The organism is Streptomyces eurocidicus, assembly GCF_002891295.1.
In the GTDB taxonomy this organism is placed as follows: Bacteria; Actinomycetota; Actinomycetes; order Streptomycetales; family Streptomycetaceae; genus Streptomyces; species Streptomyces eurocidicus.
On the sequence record NZ_LGUI01000012.1, the window covers coordinates 263,111 to 277,680 of the forward strand.

At 71.9% G+C, this 14,570-nt stretch carries 17 protein-coding genes; 8 read left to right on the plus strand and 9 right to left on the minus strand.

The features are described 5' to 3' along the window. Nucleotides 1–4: 4 nt before the first annotated feature. Nucleotides 5–1,783 carry an acyl-CoA dehydrogenase family protein gene (locus AF335_RS30540; protein ID WP_244927207.1) on the plus strand — a complete coding sequence of 593 codons (1,779 nt, stop codon included), beginning with the start codon at nucleotides 5–7 and terminating at the stop codon, nucleotides 1,781–1,783. Nucleotides 1,784–1,806: 23 nt separating this feature from the next. Here AF335_RS30540 and AF335_RS30545 read toward each other — a convergent pair whose 3' ends face one another. From AF335_RS30545 to AF335_RS30555, 3 genes are all read right to left on the minus strand, one after another. Continuing rightward, nucleotides 1,807–2,001, minus strand: a complete 195-nt coding sequence (locus tag AF335_RS30545) for a ferredoxin (protein WP_102921705.1) — start codon at nucleotides 1,999–2,001, stop codon at nucleotides 1,807–1,809. A 59-nt stretch (nucleotides 2,002–2,060) separates the two neighbouring features. Further along, nucleotides 2,061–3,284, minus strand: a complete 1,224-nt coding sequence (locus AF335_RS30550; protein ID WP_102921662.1) for a cytochrome P450 — start codon at nucleotides 3,282–3,284, stop codon at nucleotides 2,061–2,063. Nucleotides 3,285–3,474: 190 nt separating this feature from the next. Continuing rightward, nucleotides 3,475–4,386, minus strand: coding sequence for an NAD(P)-dependent oxidoreductase (locus AF335_RS30555; protein WP_228773080.1), 912 nt, complete (start codon nucleotides 4,384–4,386; stop codon nucleotides 3,475–3,477). Nucleotides 4,387–4,472: 86 nt separating this feature from the next. Here AF335_RS30555 and AF335_RS30560 point away from each other — a divergent pair, with 86 nt between their 5' ends. Beyond that, complete coding sequence (locus AF335_RS30560; protein WP_102921663.1) at nucleotides 4,473–5,081, plus strand: TetR/AcrR family transcriptional regulator; 609 nt, start codon at nucleotides 4,473–4,475, stop codon at nucleotides 5,079–5,081. Between the two features lie 54 nt (nucleotides 5,082–5,135). On the opposite strand, the gene AF335_RS30565 is transcribed toward AF335_RS30560, so the two are convergent. The 3 genes from AF335_RS30565 to AF335_RS30575 form a co-directional block, all read right to left on the minus strand. Next, complete coding sequence (locus tag AF335_RS30565) at nucleotides 5,136–6,071, minus strand: GntR family transcriptional regulator (protein ID WP_102921664.1); 936 nt, start codon at nucleotides 6,069–6,071, stop codon at nucleotides 5,136–5,138. A 150-nt stretch (nucleotides 6,072–6,221) separates the two neighbouring features. Next, nucleotides 6,222–7,196, minus strand: coding sequence for an MsnO8 family LLM class oxidoreductase (locus tag AF335_RS30570; RefSeq protein ID WP_102921665.1), 975 nt, complete (start codon nucleotides 7,194–7,196; stop codon nucleotides 6,222–6,224). A 47-nt stretch (nucleotides 7,197–7,243) separates the two neighbouring features. Next, nucleotides 7,244–8,056, minus strand: coding sequence for a class I SAM-dependent methyltransferase (locus AF335_RS30575; RefSeq protein WP_102921666.1), 813 nt, complete (start codon nucleotides 8,054–8,056; stop codon nucleotides 7,244–7,246). 136 nt (nucleotides 8,057–8,192) lie between these two features. Here AF335_RS30575 and AF335_RS30580 point away from each other — a divergent pair, with 136 nt between their 5' ends. Next, nucleotides 8,193–8,612: a TIGR03668 family PPOX class F420-dependent oxidoreductase gene (locus AF335_RS30580; protein WP_102921667.1), complete on the plus strand. Its 420-nt coding sequence runs from the start codon at nucleotides 8,193–8,195 to the stop codon at nucleotides 8,610–8,612. A gap of 20 nt (nucleotides 8,613–8,632) precedes the next feature. Here AF335_RS30580 and AF335_RS30585 read toward each other — a convergent pair whose 3' ends face one another. After that, nucleotides 8,633–8,896 carry a GntR family transcriptional regulator gene (locus AF335_RS30585; RefSeq protein ID WP_184742838.1) on the minus strand — a complete coding sequence of 88 codons (264 nt, stop codon included), beginning with the start codon at nucleotides 8,894–8,896 and terminating at the stop codon, nucleotides 8,633–8,635. A 171-nt stretch (nucleotides 8,897–9,067) separates the two neighbouring features. Between AF335_RS30585 and AF335_RS36065 the strand changes: the two genes are divergently transcribed. Then, complete coding sequence (locus AF335_RS36065; protein WP_170127834.1) at nucleotides 9,068–9,559, plus strand: hypothetical protein; 492 nt, start codon at nucleotides 9,068–9,070, stop codon at nucleotides 9,557–9,559. Between the two features lie 41 nt (nucleotides 9,560–9,600). Here AF335_RS36065 and AF335_RS30595 read toward each other — a convergent pair whose 3' ends face one another. Continuing rightward, entirely contained in the window at nucleotides 9,601–9,948 is a 348-nt protein-coding gene (locus AF335_RS30595; RefSeq protein ID WP_102921668.1) for an antibiotic biosynthesis monooxygenase family protein, read from the minus strand. Nucleotides 9,949–10,146: 198 nt separating this feature from the next. On the opposite strand from AF335_RS30595, the gene AF335_RS30600 reads away from it, so the two are divergent. Further along, nucleotides 10,147–11,040, plus strand: a complete 894-nt coding sequence (locus tag AF335_RS30600) for an SCO4651 family lipoprotein (protein ID WP_102921669.1) — start codon at nucleotides 10,147–10,149, stop codon at nucleotides 11,038–11,040. 208 nt (nucleotides 11,041–11,248) lie between these two features. Here AF335_RS30600 and AF335_RS30605 read toward each other — a convergent pair whose 3' ends face one another. Beyond that, on the minus strand, nucleotides 11,249–12,430 hold the full coding sequence (locus tag AF335_RS30605; protein WP_102921670.1) for a helix-turn-helix domain-containing protein: 1,182 nt from the start codon (nucleotides 12,428–12,430) through the stop codon (nucleotides 11,249–11,251). 189 nt (nucleotides 12,431–12,619) lie between these two features. Here AF335_RS30605 and AF335_RS34945 point away from each other — a divergent pair, with 189 nt between their 5' ends. The 3 genes from AF335_RS34945 to AF335_RS30620 all read left to right on the plus strand — a co-directional run bounded on the left by AF335_RS34945 (nucleotide 12,620) and on the right by AF335_RS30620 (nucleotide 14,446). Then, nucleotides 12,620–13,069 (plus strand): hypothetical protein, encoded by a 450-nt coding sequence (locus AF335_RS34945; RefSeq protein ID WP_170127835.1) that lies wholly within the window; start codon nucleotides 12,620–12,622, stop codon nucleotides 13,067–13,069. Nucleotides 13,070–13,137: 68 nt separating this feature from the next. Next, the gene (locus AF335_RS30615) at nucleotides 13,138–13,572 is read left to right on the plus strand and encodes a hypothetical protein (protein ID WP_102921671.1); all 435 of its coding nucleotides are present in this window, start codon (nucleotides 13,138–13,140) and stop codon (nucleotides 13,570–13,572) included. Nucleotides 13,573–13,639: 67 nt separating this feature from the next. Then, the gene (locus AF335_RS30620; protein ID WP_102921672.1) at nucleotides 13,640–14,446 is read left to right on the plus strand and encodes an SCO4651 family lipoprotein; all 807 of its coding nucleotides are present in this window, start codon (nucleotides 13,640–13,642) and stop codon (nucleotides 14,444–14,446) included. Nucleotides 14,447–14,570: the final 124 nt, after the last annotated feature.

The following is a 14,570-nucleotide window of genomic DNA, read 5'->3' on the forward strand; positions in this document are numbered from 1 at the left end:
CCCCGTGACCGACTCCTCGCCCGTTCTCGACAGCTCCGAGCTCACCCGACTCCTGTTCCACGACGGCCCCGAGGGCACCGATGCCCACGGCCGCTGGCGCAAGGCGATCTCGGCCGAACTCTTCCGCCACCGCGGCGACGTGCCCACCGAGGAGAGATGGCGGCTCTCCTACGACCGTCTGCGGGCGCTGAACGAGGAGCTGCCCTCCCCCGAGCTCCTGGCCCTGGATCCGCGCGGGCTGGCGGCCCTGCACGAGTGGACGTCGGTGGTGGACGGCGCCACGGCGACCGTGGCCGGCATCCACTACAACCTCTTCCTCGGAAGCCTGCTCGACGACGTGATCTCGCCGTCACGCGACGTGAGCGAATTCGCCGCGCTGTCCCGTACCGGCACCTTCCTGTGCACCGAGCGCGGGCACGGCAACGACGCGGCCGCGCTGGAGACCGTCGCCCGGTACGACCGCGAACGCGACGAGTTCGTGCTGCACACCCCGCACGAGGGCGCGTGGAAGTTCATGCCCAACACCAGTCCGGCGGGCGGCCCGAAGAGCGCGGTGGTGGCGGCCCGGCTGCTGATCGACGGTCAGGACCAGGGCGTCTTCCTCTTCCTCACCCCGCTGAGCGACCACGGCGGAACCCTGCCGGGCGTCACCGTGACGATGCTGCCGGAACGGATCGGCAGCCCGGTGGACCACTGCGTCACCGGCTTCGACCACGTCCGCCTGCCCCGGACCGCGCTCGTCCAGGGCGCGCACGGCCGGCTGTCGCCGGACGGTACGTTCAGCAGCGCCGTGGGCAGTCCGCGCAAGCGGTTCCTGCACGCCATCGGCCGGGTGACGGTCGGGAAGCTGTGCATGAGCGCGAGCACGCTCGGCGGCTGCCGGGCGGCGCTGGCGATCGCCGTCCGCTACGCCCACACCCGGCGGATCTCCGGCCCGGTGGCGGGACAGCGCGTCCCGCTGGCCGCCCACCGCAGCCACCACGGGCGGCTGCTCGAACGGGTGGCCACCGCCTACGCCATGACCTTCCTCCACCGGGCGGTCACCGAGCGCTGGGTCACCCACGGGCCCGGGGAGCGGGCCGAGGCCGAGCGGCTCGTGGCGGTCGCCAAGGGCTGGATCACCTGGCGGGCCCGGGAGATCACGATCGAGAGCCGGGAGCGCTGCGGCGCCAGGGCGCTGTTCCCGGTGAACGGGCTGGCCGAGTTCGCCGCGAACGCGGACGGGGCGATCACCGCGGAGGGGGACAACCTCGCGATCTGGTGCAAGGCGGGAGCCGAGATGATCTTCGGTCACACGCTCGCCCCGGAGCCGCCGAAGGCCACCGGCCTGGAGGACCCGGCCGACCCCGGCTTCCTCCGGCGGGCCGTCGCCGCCGCCGAGCGCCACTGGCACACGACCGCCCGGAGCGACCTGCGCGGCGGCGGGGCCGGGGACGCGCTCGGCCGCTGGAACAACGCGTCCACCGCCGCCCTCGGCCTGGTCGAGGCGTACACGGTGGGCGAGGCCGCCGACGCCTTCGCCTCGGCCCGCGACCGCGCCGCCGGCCCGGCCGTACGCGCGGTCCTGGACGACCTGTACGCGCTGTTCCTGCTGGGCCAAGTGGACGCCCGGAGCGGCCTGCTCCTGGCCGAGGGGGCGCTCACCGCCGACCAGGTCCGTTCGCTCCCCCGGGTGCTGCGCGACCTGACCGCCCGGCTCGCCCCGCACCTGGCGGCTCTGACGGACGCCTTCGATGTCCCGGAGGAGCACCTGTCCTCCCTGCCGATGCTGACGGCCCCCTGACGGGGCCGCCCGCGGGCCTCCGGTCAGTCCTCCTCGATCGCGATGGCCTGGACCGGACAGGCCCGCACCGCCTCCCGCACGAGCGGGTCGCCCGCGCCGTCCTCGCGGCCGGGCCGGACCATGCCGAACCCGTCGTCGTCCTGGGTGAAGACGCTGGAGGCGGTCAGGGCGCACTGCCCGGAGCCGATGCAGTTGTCGGAGTCGATGGTGACGCGGATGCTGCTCATGACACGGTTCCGTTCTCTTGGCTCTCGATCTCTTTGCCGCTCCGGGTAGTTCACCAGGTGACGGGCAGCGCGAAAAGCCCCTGGAGCGTGTCGCCCGGCTTGACCGCCACCTCGTCCGGCGCGACGGCCGGCCGCAGCGTGGGGATGCGGCGGAAGAGCGTGCTGAGGGCGATCTCCAGTTCCGCACGGGCCAGGTTCTGGCCCAGGCACTGGTGGACGCCGTACCCGAAGGCGACGTGGTGGCGGGCCGAGCGGTGCACGTCGAGGTCCTCGGGGCGGTCGTAGGCGGCGGCGTCGCGGTTGACCACGGAGGTGCTGATCATGATGCCGTCGCCGGCGCGCACGGTCCGCCCGCCGAGGTCGAAGTCCTCCACGGCGACGCGTACGAGCCCGTCGGCTATGGACAGGAAGCGCAGCAGCTCCTCGACGGCGCCGGGCATCAGCGTCGGGTCGGCGCGCAGCGCGGCGAGCTCCTCGGGGTGCTCCAGGAGGGTGTACGTGCCGAGGGAGATCATGTTGGACGTGGTCTCGTGGCCGGCCACCAGTAACAGCACGGCCATCATGACCAGTTCCTCGCGGTCGACCTCCCCCTCGGTGAGCCGCTCGGCGATCAGCTCGTCCAGCAGCCCCTCCCCGGGGCCGGTCTCCTTCCGGGCGATCAGCTCGCGGAGATAGTCGCGCAGTTCATCGAGGGCGGCCGTGGACTCGGCGGCGGTCGGCGCGGTGAACAGCCGGCGTGACCTGTCCTCGAAGAAGGCGTGGTCGGCGTAGGGGACGCCGAGCAGCGCGCAGATGACCGTCGAGGGGACGGGCAGGCTGTAGGCCGAGACGAGCTCGGCGCCGGGGCCGGCGGCGAGCATGTCGTCGAGGAGCCGGTCCACGACGGCCTGGATCTGCGGGCGCATCGCGTTGACGCGCTTGAGGCCGAACCGGGGGATCAGCATCCGCCGCTGCCGGGCGTGCTCGGGGTCGTCGACGCCGAGCAGCGGGAGGACGACGGTGTGCTGCGACTCGGCGCGCGGCGCGACCATGGGGAAGTCCGGGTTCTGCCTGCTGGTGGAGACCCGGGGGTCGGTGAGCAGGGCGCGCGCTTCCGCGTGCCCTGTCACCAGCCACACCACGCGCCCGTTGTACAGCGCGACGCGGGTGACGGGGCCGTCGGCCGCCAGCTCGCCGTAGCTCTCGGGCGGCCGGTACGGACACGTACGGTCCTGGGGGAAGGAGGGGGCGGGGGGAACGGAGGGGACGGTGGCACGGATTCCGGTGTCGGTCATGCGCAACCTCCAGGCGTTCGGACAGATGTCCTCTACATCCAGTAAGTCAAGTCCAGGCTCCTTGACCGCAGTCCGCCACACATAGTTCAGCCATATCCCGCAGAACGGCCGAATATGTCTCACGAGGGCCTCTTCGGGACAGGTACCCCCCACACGCCCGGGTGGACGCGCCCGTTCCGCCGCCCCTCGCTCACGCCCCTTCGGCGGCGGCCGACGGGGCGAACTCCTCCACCAGGCTGATGAAGCTCTCCCCCGCCCGCCCCCGCTCCACCGCGCGCCGCATGAAGTCCCGCACGGTGGCGGGCAGCGTGGTGTCGACGCCGGCGTCCTCGGTGGTGTGGAGGATGTGCTCGACGCTGGCCAGCCCCATGGCGAGGTTGTCGACGTCGCCCTCGTAGCGCCGGGCGTCGAGCCGGGGGGCGTAGAAGGCGAGGAAGCCCGGGACGGACGCCGCCGTGGAGGAGGCGTACGGCAGGAACTCCTCGGCCGATATCCCGTTGCGGCGGGCGACGGCGGTGGCGTGCACGAAGCTGGTCATCGTGGTCCAGAAGATGTCCATCTGGAGCTGGTAGAACAGCGCGGCCAGGCCCGGGTCGGCGCCCCGGTAGTCGGCGCCGGTGAGGACCTCCAGGGTGGGCCGGTGGGCCTCGAAGACGTCCTCGGGGCCGCTGTAGAAGGTGGACGACTCGGGGTTCCCGATGCCCGACGGCGGCACCTGCACCCCGCCGGTGAGGTGGACGGCGCCGTGCCGGGCGGCCCATTCGGCGGCCTCGCGGGCGCGCGCCGGGGTGTCGGAGCTGAGGTTGACGAGGACGCGGCCGGGCAGGGCGGCGGTGGCCGGGCCGAGGATCGCGTACAGCGCGTCGTAGTCGGTGAGGCTGAGGACCACCAGCTCGTTCGCGGCCAGCGCCTCCTCGACCGTGGCGGCGCGCTCGGCGCCCCGGGCCACCAGGTCGTCGGCCTTGGCGGCGGTGCGGTTCCAGACGGTGACGCGGTGGCCGGCGTCGAGGAAGGCCCCGACCATGGCGCGGCCCATGGGGCCGAGCCCGATGACGGTGACGGAGGGCGTGGCGGCCGGGGCGGAAGACATGACGGAAGACATGGATGGACTCCTTCTAGAACGAACGCTCTATCTAGAGAAAACGTAGCACGGACTAGAACGAACGCTCTATCCGATATCTTTGAGGGGTGAAGACGACCACGGAGGCGGGACGCGAGGCGGGCGACGCCGCCCTCGGCACCCGCGAGCGCATCGTGCGGGCGGCCTCGCGGCTGATGCAGCGCCAGGGCTACGAGGGCACCGGGATCAAGCAGATCTCCCGGGAGGCCGGGGCCACGCTCGGCTCGGTCTACCACTTCTTCCCGGGCGGCAAGCAGGAGTTGGCGACGGAGGCGATCCGCCACGGGGACCAGGAGTTCACCGACATCCTGCGCGAGGCGCTGGACGGCGCGGACGACCCCGCCGAGGCGATCGCCGCCTGCGCCCGGACGGTCGCCGAGGCCCTGCGCGCCTCGGACTGGATCGACGGCTGCCCGGTGACGGCCACCAGCATCGGCACGGCCGAGAGCGCCCCGGACCTCCAGCGGGCGGCGGCCGAGGCGTTCGCGCGGTGGCGCGGCCTGGTAGAGGACGAACTCCGCGCCTCCGGCTTCGCCGAGGAGAGCGCGCGCGAGCTCGCGCACACGGTGATCAGCACCCTGGAGGGCGCGGAGCTGGCGGCGCAGCTCGCGCGGGACGAGGCGCCGCTGCTGATCGCGGGGCGGCATCTGGCGCGGCTGATCGACTCCTACCGCTGAGGGGCGGAGCGGGCGGGGGCTCCGGGCGTACGGCCGGCTTCCCGCCCACGAAGCCTACGAACCGGAGGCGCACCCCTCGAACAGCGGTGCCAGGCCGTCCAGCAGCCGGGCCAGCCCGAACGTGAACACCGAGTCGAGGTCGATGTCCGGCCGCGTCGCGATCCGGCTTCCCGCCGGACGGCCGCCGCCCCGGAGGATCTCCCCCGGTCGCTCGCCCATGGCGTCGACGTCGTCCTCCAGGTTCACGGCGACGCCGCGCACGTAGCCGGCCACGGTGACCGTGATGTGCAGCAACTCCGAGGCGTCGGTGACGCGTTCGCGGACCGGGGCCGCCATCCACTCCATGAAGGCCAGGGCGTTCCCGGGGAGCGGCGGGCGGGTGAACGACACCGCCTTCGCCAGCCAGGGGTGGCGGCGGTAGAGCGCCCACTGGAGCCGGGCGGCGGCCTCCAGCCGTCCGTGCCAGCCGGCGGGCGCCCCCGCGGGCGGTTCGACCTCGCCGAAGACGGCGTCCGCCATCAGGGCGACGAGCTCGTTCTTGCCGGGCACGTAGCGGTACAGCGCCATCGTGGAGACGCCGAGTCCGGCGGCGACGGCACGCATGGACAGGGCCGCGGCGCCCTGGGCGTCGGCGATGCCGACGGCGGTCCGCACGACGCGCTCCCGGGTGAGCACGGACTCCCCGTTCCGCGCGCTGTTCCGCGCGCCGTTGCGCCGGGACGTACGAGCCGGGTGATCCGGCGAGCCGCCGGGCGCCGCCACCACGGTGCCGACGCCGGGCACCGCCCGGACGAGCCCCTCCTGCCGCAGGACGGCCAGGGCCTTGGTGGCGGTGGCCATGGCCACGCCCCACTCCTGGGTGATCCGCCGGGTGGAGGGGATCCGCTCGCCCGCGCGCAGCTCGCCGGAGGCGATGCGGGCGCGGAGCTCCGCGGCGATCCGGAGGTAGGGGGCCGGGGCGGGGACCGCCGACCGTTCTAGTGCACCCATGCGGGCAGATTAGCACCGCACCGGGTGCGCACTAGTGCGCAACTCCCCTGCATTACCCGGGAATTGCGGCACCGATCCCGCGAACGTATCGCGTAAGCAAGTCATCGCGTACGCCATACGCACGCCTCACCGGGCCCGCGGGACGGACGATCAGGCCCCGGTGTACCGCTGGATGAGTTCGTACGAGCGGACGCGGTCGCGGAGGCTGTGGACGGGTGTCGTCAGCATGAGCTCGTCCGCCCCGGTCTCATCGGCGAGTCGTGTGAGCCGCTCCACGACGGTCCCGGGGGTGCCGACGGCCTGCTGCGCGCGGAAACCGTCCAGTGCCCGCCGCTGTTCCGCCGTGAAGGGGTGGGCGGCCGCGTCCTCCGGGGTCGGGAAGGGGATCTCGCTCCGGCCTTCGAGGAGCCCGGCCTTGACGACCTCCATCGGCCCGGCCAGCCACGCGGCCTCCTCCGCGGTCCCGGCACACACCGCCTCCACGCACACCAGCACCCGGGGGCGCTCGCACCAGCGGGAGGGGGTGAACGCCGCGCGGTACCGCTCCACGACCTCCTGGGTGTTCTGCGGCCGGATGTGGTGCGCGACGGCGACCGGCAGGCCGAGTTCCGCGGCCAGGGCGGCACCCGCGGCGCTGGACGCCAGCAGCCACGGCTCGGGCAGCGGGCCGAGGGCGACCTCGTCGACCAGGAACGACAGGATCCGGGCCACGTCGCCCCGGTACTCCTCGTCCGTCGCCGGCCCGGCACCCCGGCGCAGCGCCCGCGCGGTGGCCTCGTCCATCGTCCCGGGCCCCCGGCCGATCCCCAGGTCGACACGGTCCTCGTGCAGCGCGGCGAGCGTCCCGAACTGCTCCGCCAGCGCGAGGGGCACGTGGTTGGGGGCCAGCACGCCACCCGACCCGAGCCGGACGGACGAGGTCGAGGCGGCGGCGTGCGCGATCAGCACGACCGGCGGGAACGCGCCGATCGCGGGCGAGTGGTGGTGCTCGGCGTACCAGATCCGTTGGTAGCCCAGCCGTTCCACCGCCTGGGCGAAGGCAGCCGTGTCACGCAGGGTGTCGATCGCCCGGGAGCCGGCCTGCACCATGGCGACTTCGAGTGCGGAGAGAGGTATACCGATCATGTCGCCAGCATAGGGACCGGGTGATCGGCGGGGCGCCGACCGGGCCGTCAGGCGCGACCGACGGCCAGTAGGTGCGAGCTCGCGGCCAGGAGGTCCGGGTACGGTTCCGCGGCGCGGGCGGCGGCCAGGGCCGCCCGGAACAGCGGCGAGTTGGCGAGCGGCTGCCCGGCGTGCTGCTCGGTGGCCTTGAGCAGCGACCAGGTCGGGCCTTCGATCGCGTACACGGTGACGTCTACGAAGCCGACGCCGCGCATCTCCTCGGCGAGCTGGGGGGCTGTGTGGAAGTACGCGGCGGTGAACCCCTTCCGCCCCGGCTCGTGGACACCGGTCGCGAGGATGTCGGTCACGGCGTCGCGCACGCTCGCCCGGTCCAGCCAGGTGGTGGCGGTGTGCTCGAACAGCGACGCGTACCTGTTGATCGCGGCAGCCGCGACGAGGCCGCCGGGGACGGTCACCCGCCGCGCTTCGGCCAGGGCCCGGTCGCGATCGGCCCGGTCGAGAAGGTGGTAGAGCGGGCCGAGGAGGAGGGTGACGTCGTACGCCCCGTCCTCGGCGACTAGGCCGCGCGCGTCCCCCAGCTCGGCCGAACAGCCGGCGGCCGCGGCCTGCTCGACATGCCGCTCAACCGGGTCCACGAGGTGCACTCGATACCCGTCGGCCGCGAGCCACCGGGCGTGGGTGCCGGGACCGCCACCCACGTCGAGGACGCGGGCGGGAGCGGGAGGCATGTGGCGGCGGAGAAGCTCCTGCGTACGGACCATCTCCAGGACGCCGTCCGCCGTCGCCGAGAGGCGCGTGGCCTCGTCGAAGGTATCGGTGTAGAAGTCGATGATCTCCGGGTCCACTTGGGGCGTTGTCATGTTGTGGATGCTCTACCGTGACCGGTCCACCTGTCCACGGCCGCTCTGCGGAGGTCGGGCCCTTGGCGACGCTGCCGGGTGCGCAGGGCGTCCAGCGGTGCGGGGTGACGGCCCGTTCGTGGGTACGGTCGGAGCCATGAGGTTAGGACCTGTTGAGGCTCGGGCCCACTTCGAGGGGCAGCCGGTGGCCCGACTGGCCACCGCCGACGAGACGGGCAGGCCGCACGCCGTGCCCATCACGTTCGCCCTCGACCGGAACGTGCTGTACTTCGCCGTCGACCACAAGCCGAAGAGCACACAGAACCTGCGGCGCCTCCGGAACATCCGCACGAACCCCCGGGTATCAGTCCTCGTCGATCATTACTCGGCCGACTGGACGGCCCTCTGGTGGGCGCGGGCGGACGGCCAGGCCGAGGTCTGGACGGATCCGAGGCGGTGCCGCACCCCGGTCTCGTTGCTCCGGGCGAAGTACCCGCAGTACGCCGACAGATCCCCCGAAGGGCCGGTCGTCGCCGTCGAAGTATCGGAATGGAGCGGGTGGGCGTTCTCCCGCTGACCGGCTCGGGAGCATCGCCCTCACTCGCCGGACGCGCCTTCGGCCTCCTCCGGCTGCTGCCGGGAGACGAAAGAGCCCAGCCCCGGCTCCGTGTAGATGCGGCCTTCCTCGCGAAGGGCCCGGTGCACCTTGTGGGCCGTCATGGCGGCGATGCCGAACTCTTCCGTGAGTTGGACGACGGAAGGAACACGCGACCGCGGCGGATAGGTGCCGTCCTTTATGCGCTCTCGAATCACTTCGGCCACTTGACGCCAGCGTGGGATGTCAGGAACGAATTCGATCACATGAGCACGCTATGTGCGCCATGTATGTCCATGCAAGACATGGTTATCTTCGAATCCTTAGCATCCTAGGTGTTCTATAGAGCTCTACTGCTACGCTCCCGAGCCAATGGAAACCCCGGCGGCCGCTGTAACGACCCCGGGGCATGGCCAACGCCGCATAGGAGCGTCGACGTGCACAACTTTATCCCCCTGTGGCTCGCATGGGCGCGAGAGATCCTCTCGACCGGAACGACCCGCCCCGCACCTCAAGTTCACGAGACGCCCCCCGCCACTCCCCCGGCAACCCCGCCTGTCGCGGCATCCCCAGAACCGGCCCTCAGCCCCAGCCCCCGTCGCCAGGGAGCCTGCGCCGTCTACGTCTGGGCCACCGCGCATGGGATCGACCTCAAGCCCAGCTCCCCGCTGCGCACCTGCACCTGCTCCGACACGCCCCGTCCGGCCACCCCCGCCGCCCCCAACCCCCGCGTCTACGTCATCGACACCCGGACCGACACCGTCGGCGAGGTCATGGACCACCAAGGCCCCCGCCTCCAACTGCGGCCGCCCACCGGCGGCCGCGAATGGGAAGCCGACCCGGGAGCGACCCGCCCCGCCACCACCGCCGAACTCCTCAGCGCCAAAGTGCGGGCCGCCAACGCGGACAGCGCCCGGGGCATGGCCTGAGTCCCACCCCCACCGCTCACAAGGACGGGCTGTGGCGGTGCTTACAGATCCGCCGGGCGGAGGAACCCGTAGGCGCGCTCGACCTTGGCCACGTGGACCGCGAACGAGGCATACCAGTGCTCGCGCCCGTGCGCGCGGGTCAGCACGTGCTCCGCGTGCCCCCGCCAGGCCGCGATCGACTCCTCATCGCTCCAGTGAGACACCGTGATCCCCAGACCGTCCGCGCCGCGAGCCGAATCGACGCCGAGGAAACCCGGCTGGCCGGAAGCCAGCTTCAGCATCTGCTCGGCCCTGTCCCCGTAGCCCTCGTCACCAGCGGTCCGCACGGAAGTGAACACCACCGCGTAGTAGGGCGGGGCGGGCAATGATGCGGGCGCGGGATCGGCCACGGAGGTCCTCCAACAGGCGGCTACGGGGGTATCGCCTCAAACGGTCTCGCGCACCCGCCTGAACCCACAACCCCATTTCCTACGCCCTGTTCGGCGGACCCCCAGCGCTCGCCCGCCTCGGGGGCGGCCACCCGCCTCCGTAACCGGAGGGTTACTCTCTGCGGAGGAATTCATAAGCGGCAAAGGACAGCAAAGCCCATGAAGGCGATACAGAAGAGCATCCTGGCGGCCACGGGCGCCGCCCTCGCCCTGACTCTCACGGCGTGTGGCGGCGGCGGTGGAAGCGAAAACAGCGGCGGCGGGACCGGCAAGAACGGCGCCAAGGCCGACACCCGCGACCCCTACGCCGTGCTCAAGGCGGCCAAGGAAAAGGTCGCGAAGCAGAACTCGTACAAGACGAAGCGGCTGGCCAAGAATTCGGACGGCCACGAGCGCGTCGAGTACGCCTTCTCACGGGAGCCCGACCTCACCGACAAGAAGAGCTGGGACTACCCCCTCAAGCCCAAGAACGACGGGCTCGACAACTACGACCAGATGGTCGGCACCGAGGACGCGATCTTCACCAGGAACGCCGGGCTGGCCGACGGCCGGTGGCTGCGGACCGACGTCAAGGACAAGGCCGCGGACAAGGAGGCCGCCCGGAAGGGTGAGGTCCAGAAGCGGGCCGAGGGCGAGCTGCCCAACTGGCTGGGGGTTCTGGGCTCGTCCAAGGGCGTCGCCAAGGTCGGCGAGGAGAAGGTCGGCGGGAAGCCCGCCGCGCACTTCAAGGGCACCGTCGTCCTCGACGAGCTGGAGAAGTACAAGGGCGACGCGATGCGGGACTGGCTGCGCGAGTCCTTCGCGAAGGAGCGCCGCAAGCGAGGGCACGACAAGGTCGACGTCGACGTCTGGATCGGCCGCGACGACCTCCCCCTCAAGGCCCAGGAGTCCGGCAAGGGTTCCAAGGGCACGAGCGATACCACCGAGGAGTACACGGACTACGGGGTCGACCCCAAGATCCAGGTGCCCGCGCTCAAGGACTCCATCACGCTCGACCAGTTCGCACAGGAGGCCTACGACAAGGGGCGCTCGGGGGCCGGCACCAAGAAATGAGGCCCGGCCGACGGCCAGGACCCGCGATGTGAGGGTTACTCGCTGCGGGAAGATCCGAACGAGGCAGGTGATCGGCGGGGTGTCGACCGGGTCGTCAGGACCGTGCGACGGCCGGCGCCGGGCCGACGTGGCGTGGAGCACGAGCCGTTGGTGACGTCGGCGGGTGGCGACGGCCCGTTCGTGGGTACGGTCGGGCCCCATTACGCGCCTAGAGCGCGATACCCGAGAGCTTCGAGAGCTTGAGCAACTGCGGATTGCTCCGCTTGTGCAAGGACGCGAGCACGCGGAAGACCTCCTGCCCCATGGGGTGGATACGCGCCATCTGCGGAGCGGCCTCCCAGGCGATGCCCAGGTTCTCCAGTGCCCCGTCCCGGTCCCCCGTGTCGAGCTGCGCCCGTGCGGCGTTGATGTGGGTCGGGGCCACGCGTGTGGCGGGGAGCCCTTCCAGGACGGCGGGCAGGTTGTCCGTCAGCGCGAGGGCTTCCTGAGGTCGGCCGAGATCCACGCAGGTCGCGAGCCGGTGGGTGAGGGTGTTCTGCGGGCCGAAGGTCAGCCCGTGCAGGTCGAGGTCACGCTCGAAGTACGACGAGGCCGCCTCGGCCGCGCGCATGTGGCGTTCCGCTTCCCTGGCGGCCTCACGCTTGTCGTCGAGCCTGCCCGCCAGGGTCATTCCGCGCAGGCTGAGGATGCCGACGGCGACATCCCGATCCGTTCCGCTGAGTGCCGTTTGCGCGGCGGAGACCGCCCGGTCGATCAGGACGAGCCCGGTCTCGCAGTCCCCGAAGTTCAGGTAGGTACCGGCCCGGTCCCGCACCGCGACGGCCACGGCCAGCGGGTTGGGCTTCTGTTCGGCGGCCCATTGCTGCCGCGCTACGGCCAGTTCCGCCAGGTCCATCCAGCGGTGCCGGGCCGCGAGCCAATAGACGGTGCTGTACACCTCCGCGAGGGCCGCCCACCCCTGCGCGGTGTTGGCCGCGTAGGCATGGGCCGTGGCCGCCCGAAGAAGGCCGGGCAGCATCCTCAGCAGCCGTGCGACGTCGGCCGTGTCCCGATGCCGTCCGGCGGCCACGAGGCCCGCGACGATCGCGCCCTCCTCCATTCGCTGCTGACCAGGCAGGTCGTAGTCCCTTATGGCGGACCGGAGCTCCGAGAGGCGGGCCTCGTCGTCCTGCGCGACAGGCGCCCGGCCGAGGACTTCGGCCATGGTGAGGCTCATCGCACGGCCGAGCGTGGCTGCCACAGCGGGCGTCAGGGCACGGTCCCCGACCTCGATCTTGCTCAGGAGCGAGACCGATACCGCGGCCTTCCTGGCCAGGTACGCCTGGGACCAGCCCCGCCCCTTGCGCAGCGCCGCGACGTTCGCTCCAGGGGCCAGCTGTGTAGTGCCCATCAGACCAGTCTTTCCACGAAGGTCGGCTTGGGATCCATGCTCGCAGGCCACTCGACTTCCCCGCAGCGGTCGTGTGCAAACGCTGTGCAAGTTCACCCGGCCCCAGCGCCGTTGACTTGGTGTGTGAAGACCCCCGCGACCGCGGCGAACGGCCCGGGGGCATGGTCCACGCTGAAGAGGAGCGCCGACATGCACGACAGTACTCCCCACCGGTTCGCACCGGTACGGGCGATTCCCGCGCCCGGGACGCCCGGTACGGACTCAGCCGCCGCCACTCCGGCGGAGCCGAACGACCGGCCGGGCGAACCACACACCGGTTGCTGCACCCTCTACGCCTGGGCGATCTCCCGTGGGATCGAGATCAAACCCAGCTCCCCGCTGCGCACCTGCACCTGCTCCGACACGCCCCGCCCGGCCGCCCACACCGCCCCCAACCCCCGCGTCTACGTCATCGACACCCGGACCGACACCGTCGGCGAAGTCATGGACCACCAAGGCCCCCGCCTCCAACTGCGACCACCCACCGGCGGCCGCGAATGGGAAGCCGACCCGGGAGCGACCCGCCCCGCCACCACCGCCGAACTCCTCAGCGCCAAAGTGCGGGCCGCCAACGCGGACAGCGCCCGGGGCGAGCGCTGACCGTCGCGCGTCGGCCCTGAGTACGCGTACTCATGTGCTCAGGGCGACGCGCCACGCATCGTGAGGCCATGGCGAACAGCAGGCTGCGCAGAGCGATGAAGGGGGTCGTCGTCACGGCGGCCGCGACCCACGTGACGTACTGGGTCTGGACGGCCGCGAGGCAGTGGGAGTCGGATGCGACGGCGGCCGATCCGGACGGGGGCTTCGGCGCGGGGTTCGTCGAAGGGGCGCTGGCCTCGGCCTGCGGCATCCTGCTCATGCCGTTGCTGCTGTGGGCGGGGATGCGGCTGCTGCGGGAGCGGGACAACTACGCGCTGGTGGCCCTCGGGTCGTCGACGTGGCTCGTCCTCGCCGGCAAGGTGGTCGAGCACCACGCCGACCGGATGACGGCAGAGCTGTCCTTCACCGGGTTCGCCCTGCTGGGCGGCCTGCTGTCGCTCATCCGCCCCGACTCGGGGAAGCCGGCGCGGCGCGGTCCCGGGGCCGGGCGCACGGCTCCGTAATCGTGGGGTTACTCTCTGCGGAAATCATTCGCGTGAGAACAAGAGGACAGTGGATCCCTTGAAAGCCATGCAGAAGTGCGCCGTGGCGGCCACCGGCGCCGCTCTCGCGTTAGGGCTGACGGCCTGTGGTGGCGACGGCGACGCCCGCGACCCCCGGGCCGCGCTCACGGCGGCCGGGCAGAAGGTCGCGGAGCAGAACTCGTACAAGACAGAGCAATTGACCAAGGACGCCGACGGCGAGAAGCGCGACGAACACGCCTTCTCGCGCAAGCCGGACCTCGCGTCGACGAAGAGCTGGGGTCCCGGCCACGGCACCGAGGCATCCATCGAGATGGTCAGCACCGAGAAGACGGTGTTCAACAGGTCCCCCCGGCGGTCCGGTGAGCGGTGGCTGCGGATCGATCGCGAGGGCCCGTTGCCCGGGAAGAAGTTCCCCGGTCCGCGGGAGGCCCAAGGCGAGCTGCCCAACTGGCTAGCGGCCCTCGGCGCGTCGAAGGGCGTCACCGAGGTCGGCGAGGAGACGGTGCGGGGCAAGCCCGCCACGCACTTCAAGGGCACCGTCGTCCTCGACGAACTGGAGGACGACAAGGGCGACGCGCTACGGGACTCGCTACGGGACACGCACGAGAACTTCGTCCTGCCGCGCCGCGTCTCCGGGTTCCATCAGGTCGACATCGACATCTGGATAGGCCGGGACGGCCTCCCCCTCAAGGGGCGGGAGTCGGGCAAGGGCTCCAAGGGTGCGAGCGACACCACCGAGGAGTACACGGACTACGGGGTCGACCCGAAGATCCAGGTGCCCTCGGTGAAGGACTCCACCGACATCGGCGACCTGCCGACCGGGGAGCCCGACGAGGAGGACACCACGGGGTAGGGCCGCCGAGGCCCATGCCGGTACGGGCCGGAGGCCCGGCCGTCCCTCCGTAAGGGGGCGGCCGGGCCTCCGGCCGTGGGAACCGTCAGCCGTAAGGGCGCCGCGGACCGCCGGTCCGCGAGGC

What these genes read in the sequence shown, in the direction of transcription:
- AF335_RS30605 (WP_102921670.1), bottom strand. Translation starts at nt 12,430, where the DNA reads ATGGGCACTACACAGCTGGCCCCTGGAGCGAACGTCGCGGCGCTGCGC.
- AF335_RS30575 (WP_102921666.1), bottom strand. Translation starts at nt 8,056, where the DNA reads ATGACAACGCCCCAAGTGGACCCGGAGATCATCGACTTCTACACCGAT.
- AF335_RS30600 (WP_102921669.1), top strand. Translation starts at nt 10,147, where the DNA reads ATGAAGGCGATACAGAAGAGCATCCTGGCGGCCACGGGCGCCGCCCTC.
- AF335_RS34945 (WP_170127835.1), top strand. Translation starts at nt 12,620, where the DNA reads ATGCACGACAGTACTCCCCACCGGTTCGCACCGGTACGGGCGATTCCC.
- AF335_RS30570 (WP_102921665.1), bottom strand. Translation starts at nt 7,196, where the DNA reads ATGATCGGTATACCTCTCTCCGCACTCGAAGTCGCCATGGTGCAGGCC.
- AF335_RS30615 (WP_102921671.1), top strand. Translation starts at nt 13,138, where the DNA reads ATGGCGAACAGCAGGCTGCGCAGAGCGATGAAGGGGGTCGTCGTCACG.
- AF335_RS30620 (WP_102921672.1), top strand. Translation starts at nt 13,640, where the DNA reads ATGCAGAAGTGCGCCGTGGCGGCCACCGGCGCCGCTCTCGCGTTAGGG.
- AF335_RS30550 (WP_102921662.1), bottom strand. Translation starts at nt 3,284, where the DNA reads ATGACCGACACCGGAATCCGTGCCACCGTCCCCTCCGTTCCCCCCGCC.
- AF335_RS30565 (WP_102921664.1), bottom strand. Translation starts at nt 6,071, where the DNA reads ATGGGTGCACTAGAACGGTCGGCGGTCCCCGCCCCGGCCCCCTACCTC.
- AF335_RS30580 (WP_102921667.1), top strand. Translation starts at nt 8,193, where the DNA reads ATGAGGTTAGGACCTGTTGAGGCTCGGGCCCACTTCGAGGGGCAGCCG.
- AF335_RS30555 (WP_228773080.1), bottom strand. Translation starts at nt 4,386, where the DNA reads ATGTCTTCCGTCATGTCTTCCGCCCCGGCCGCCACGCCCTCCGTCACC.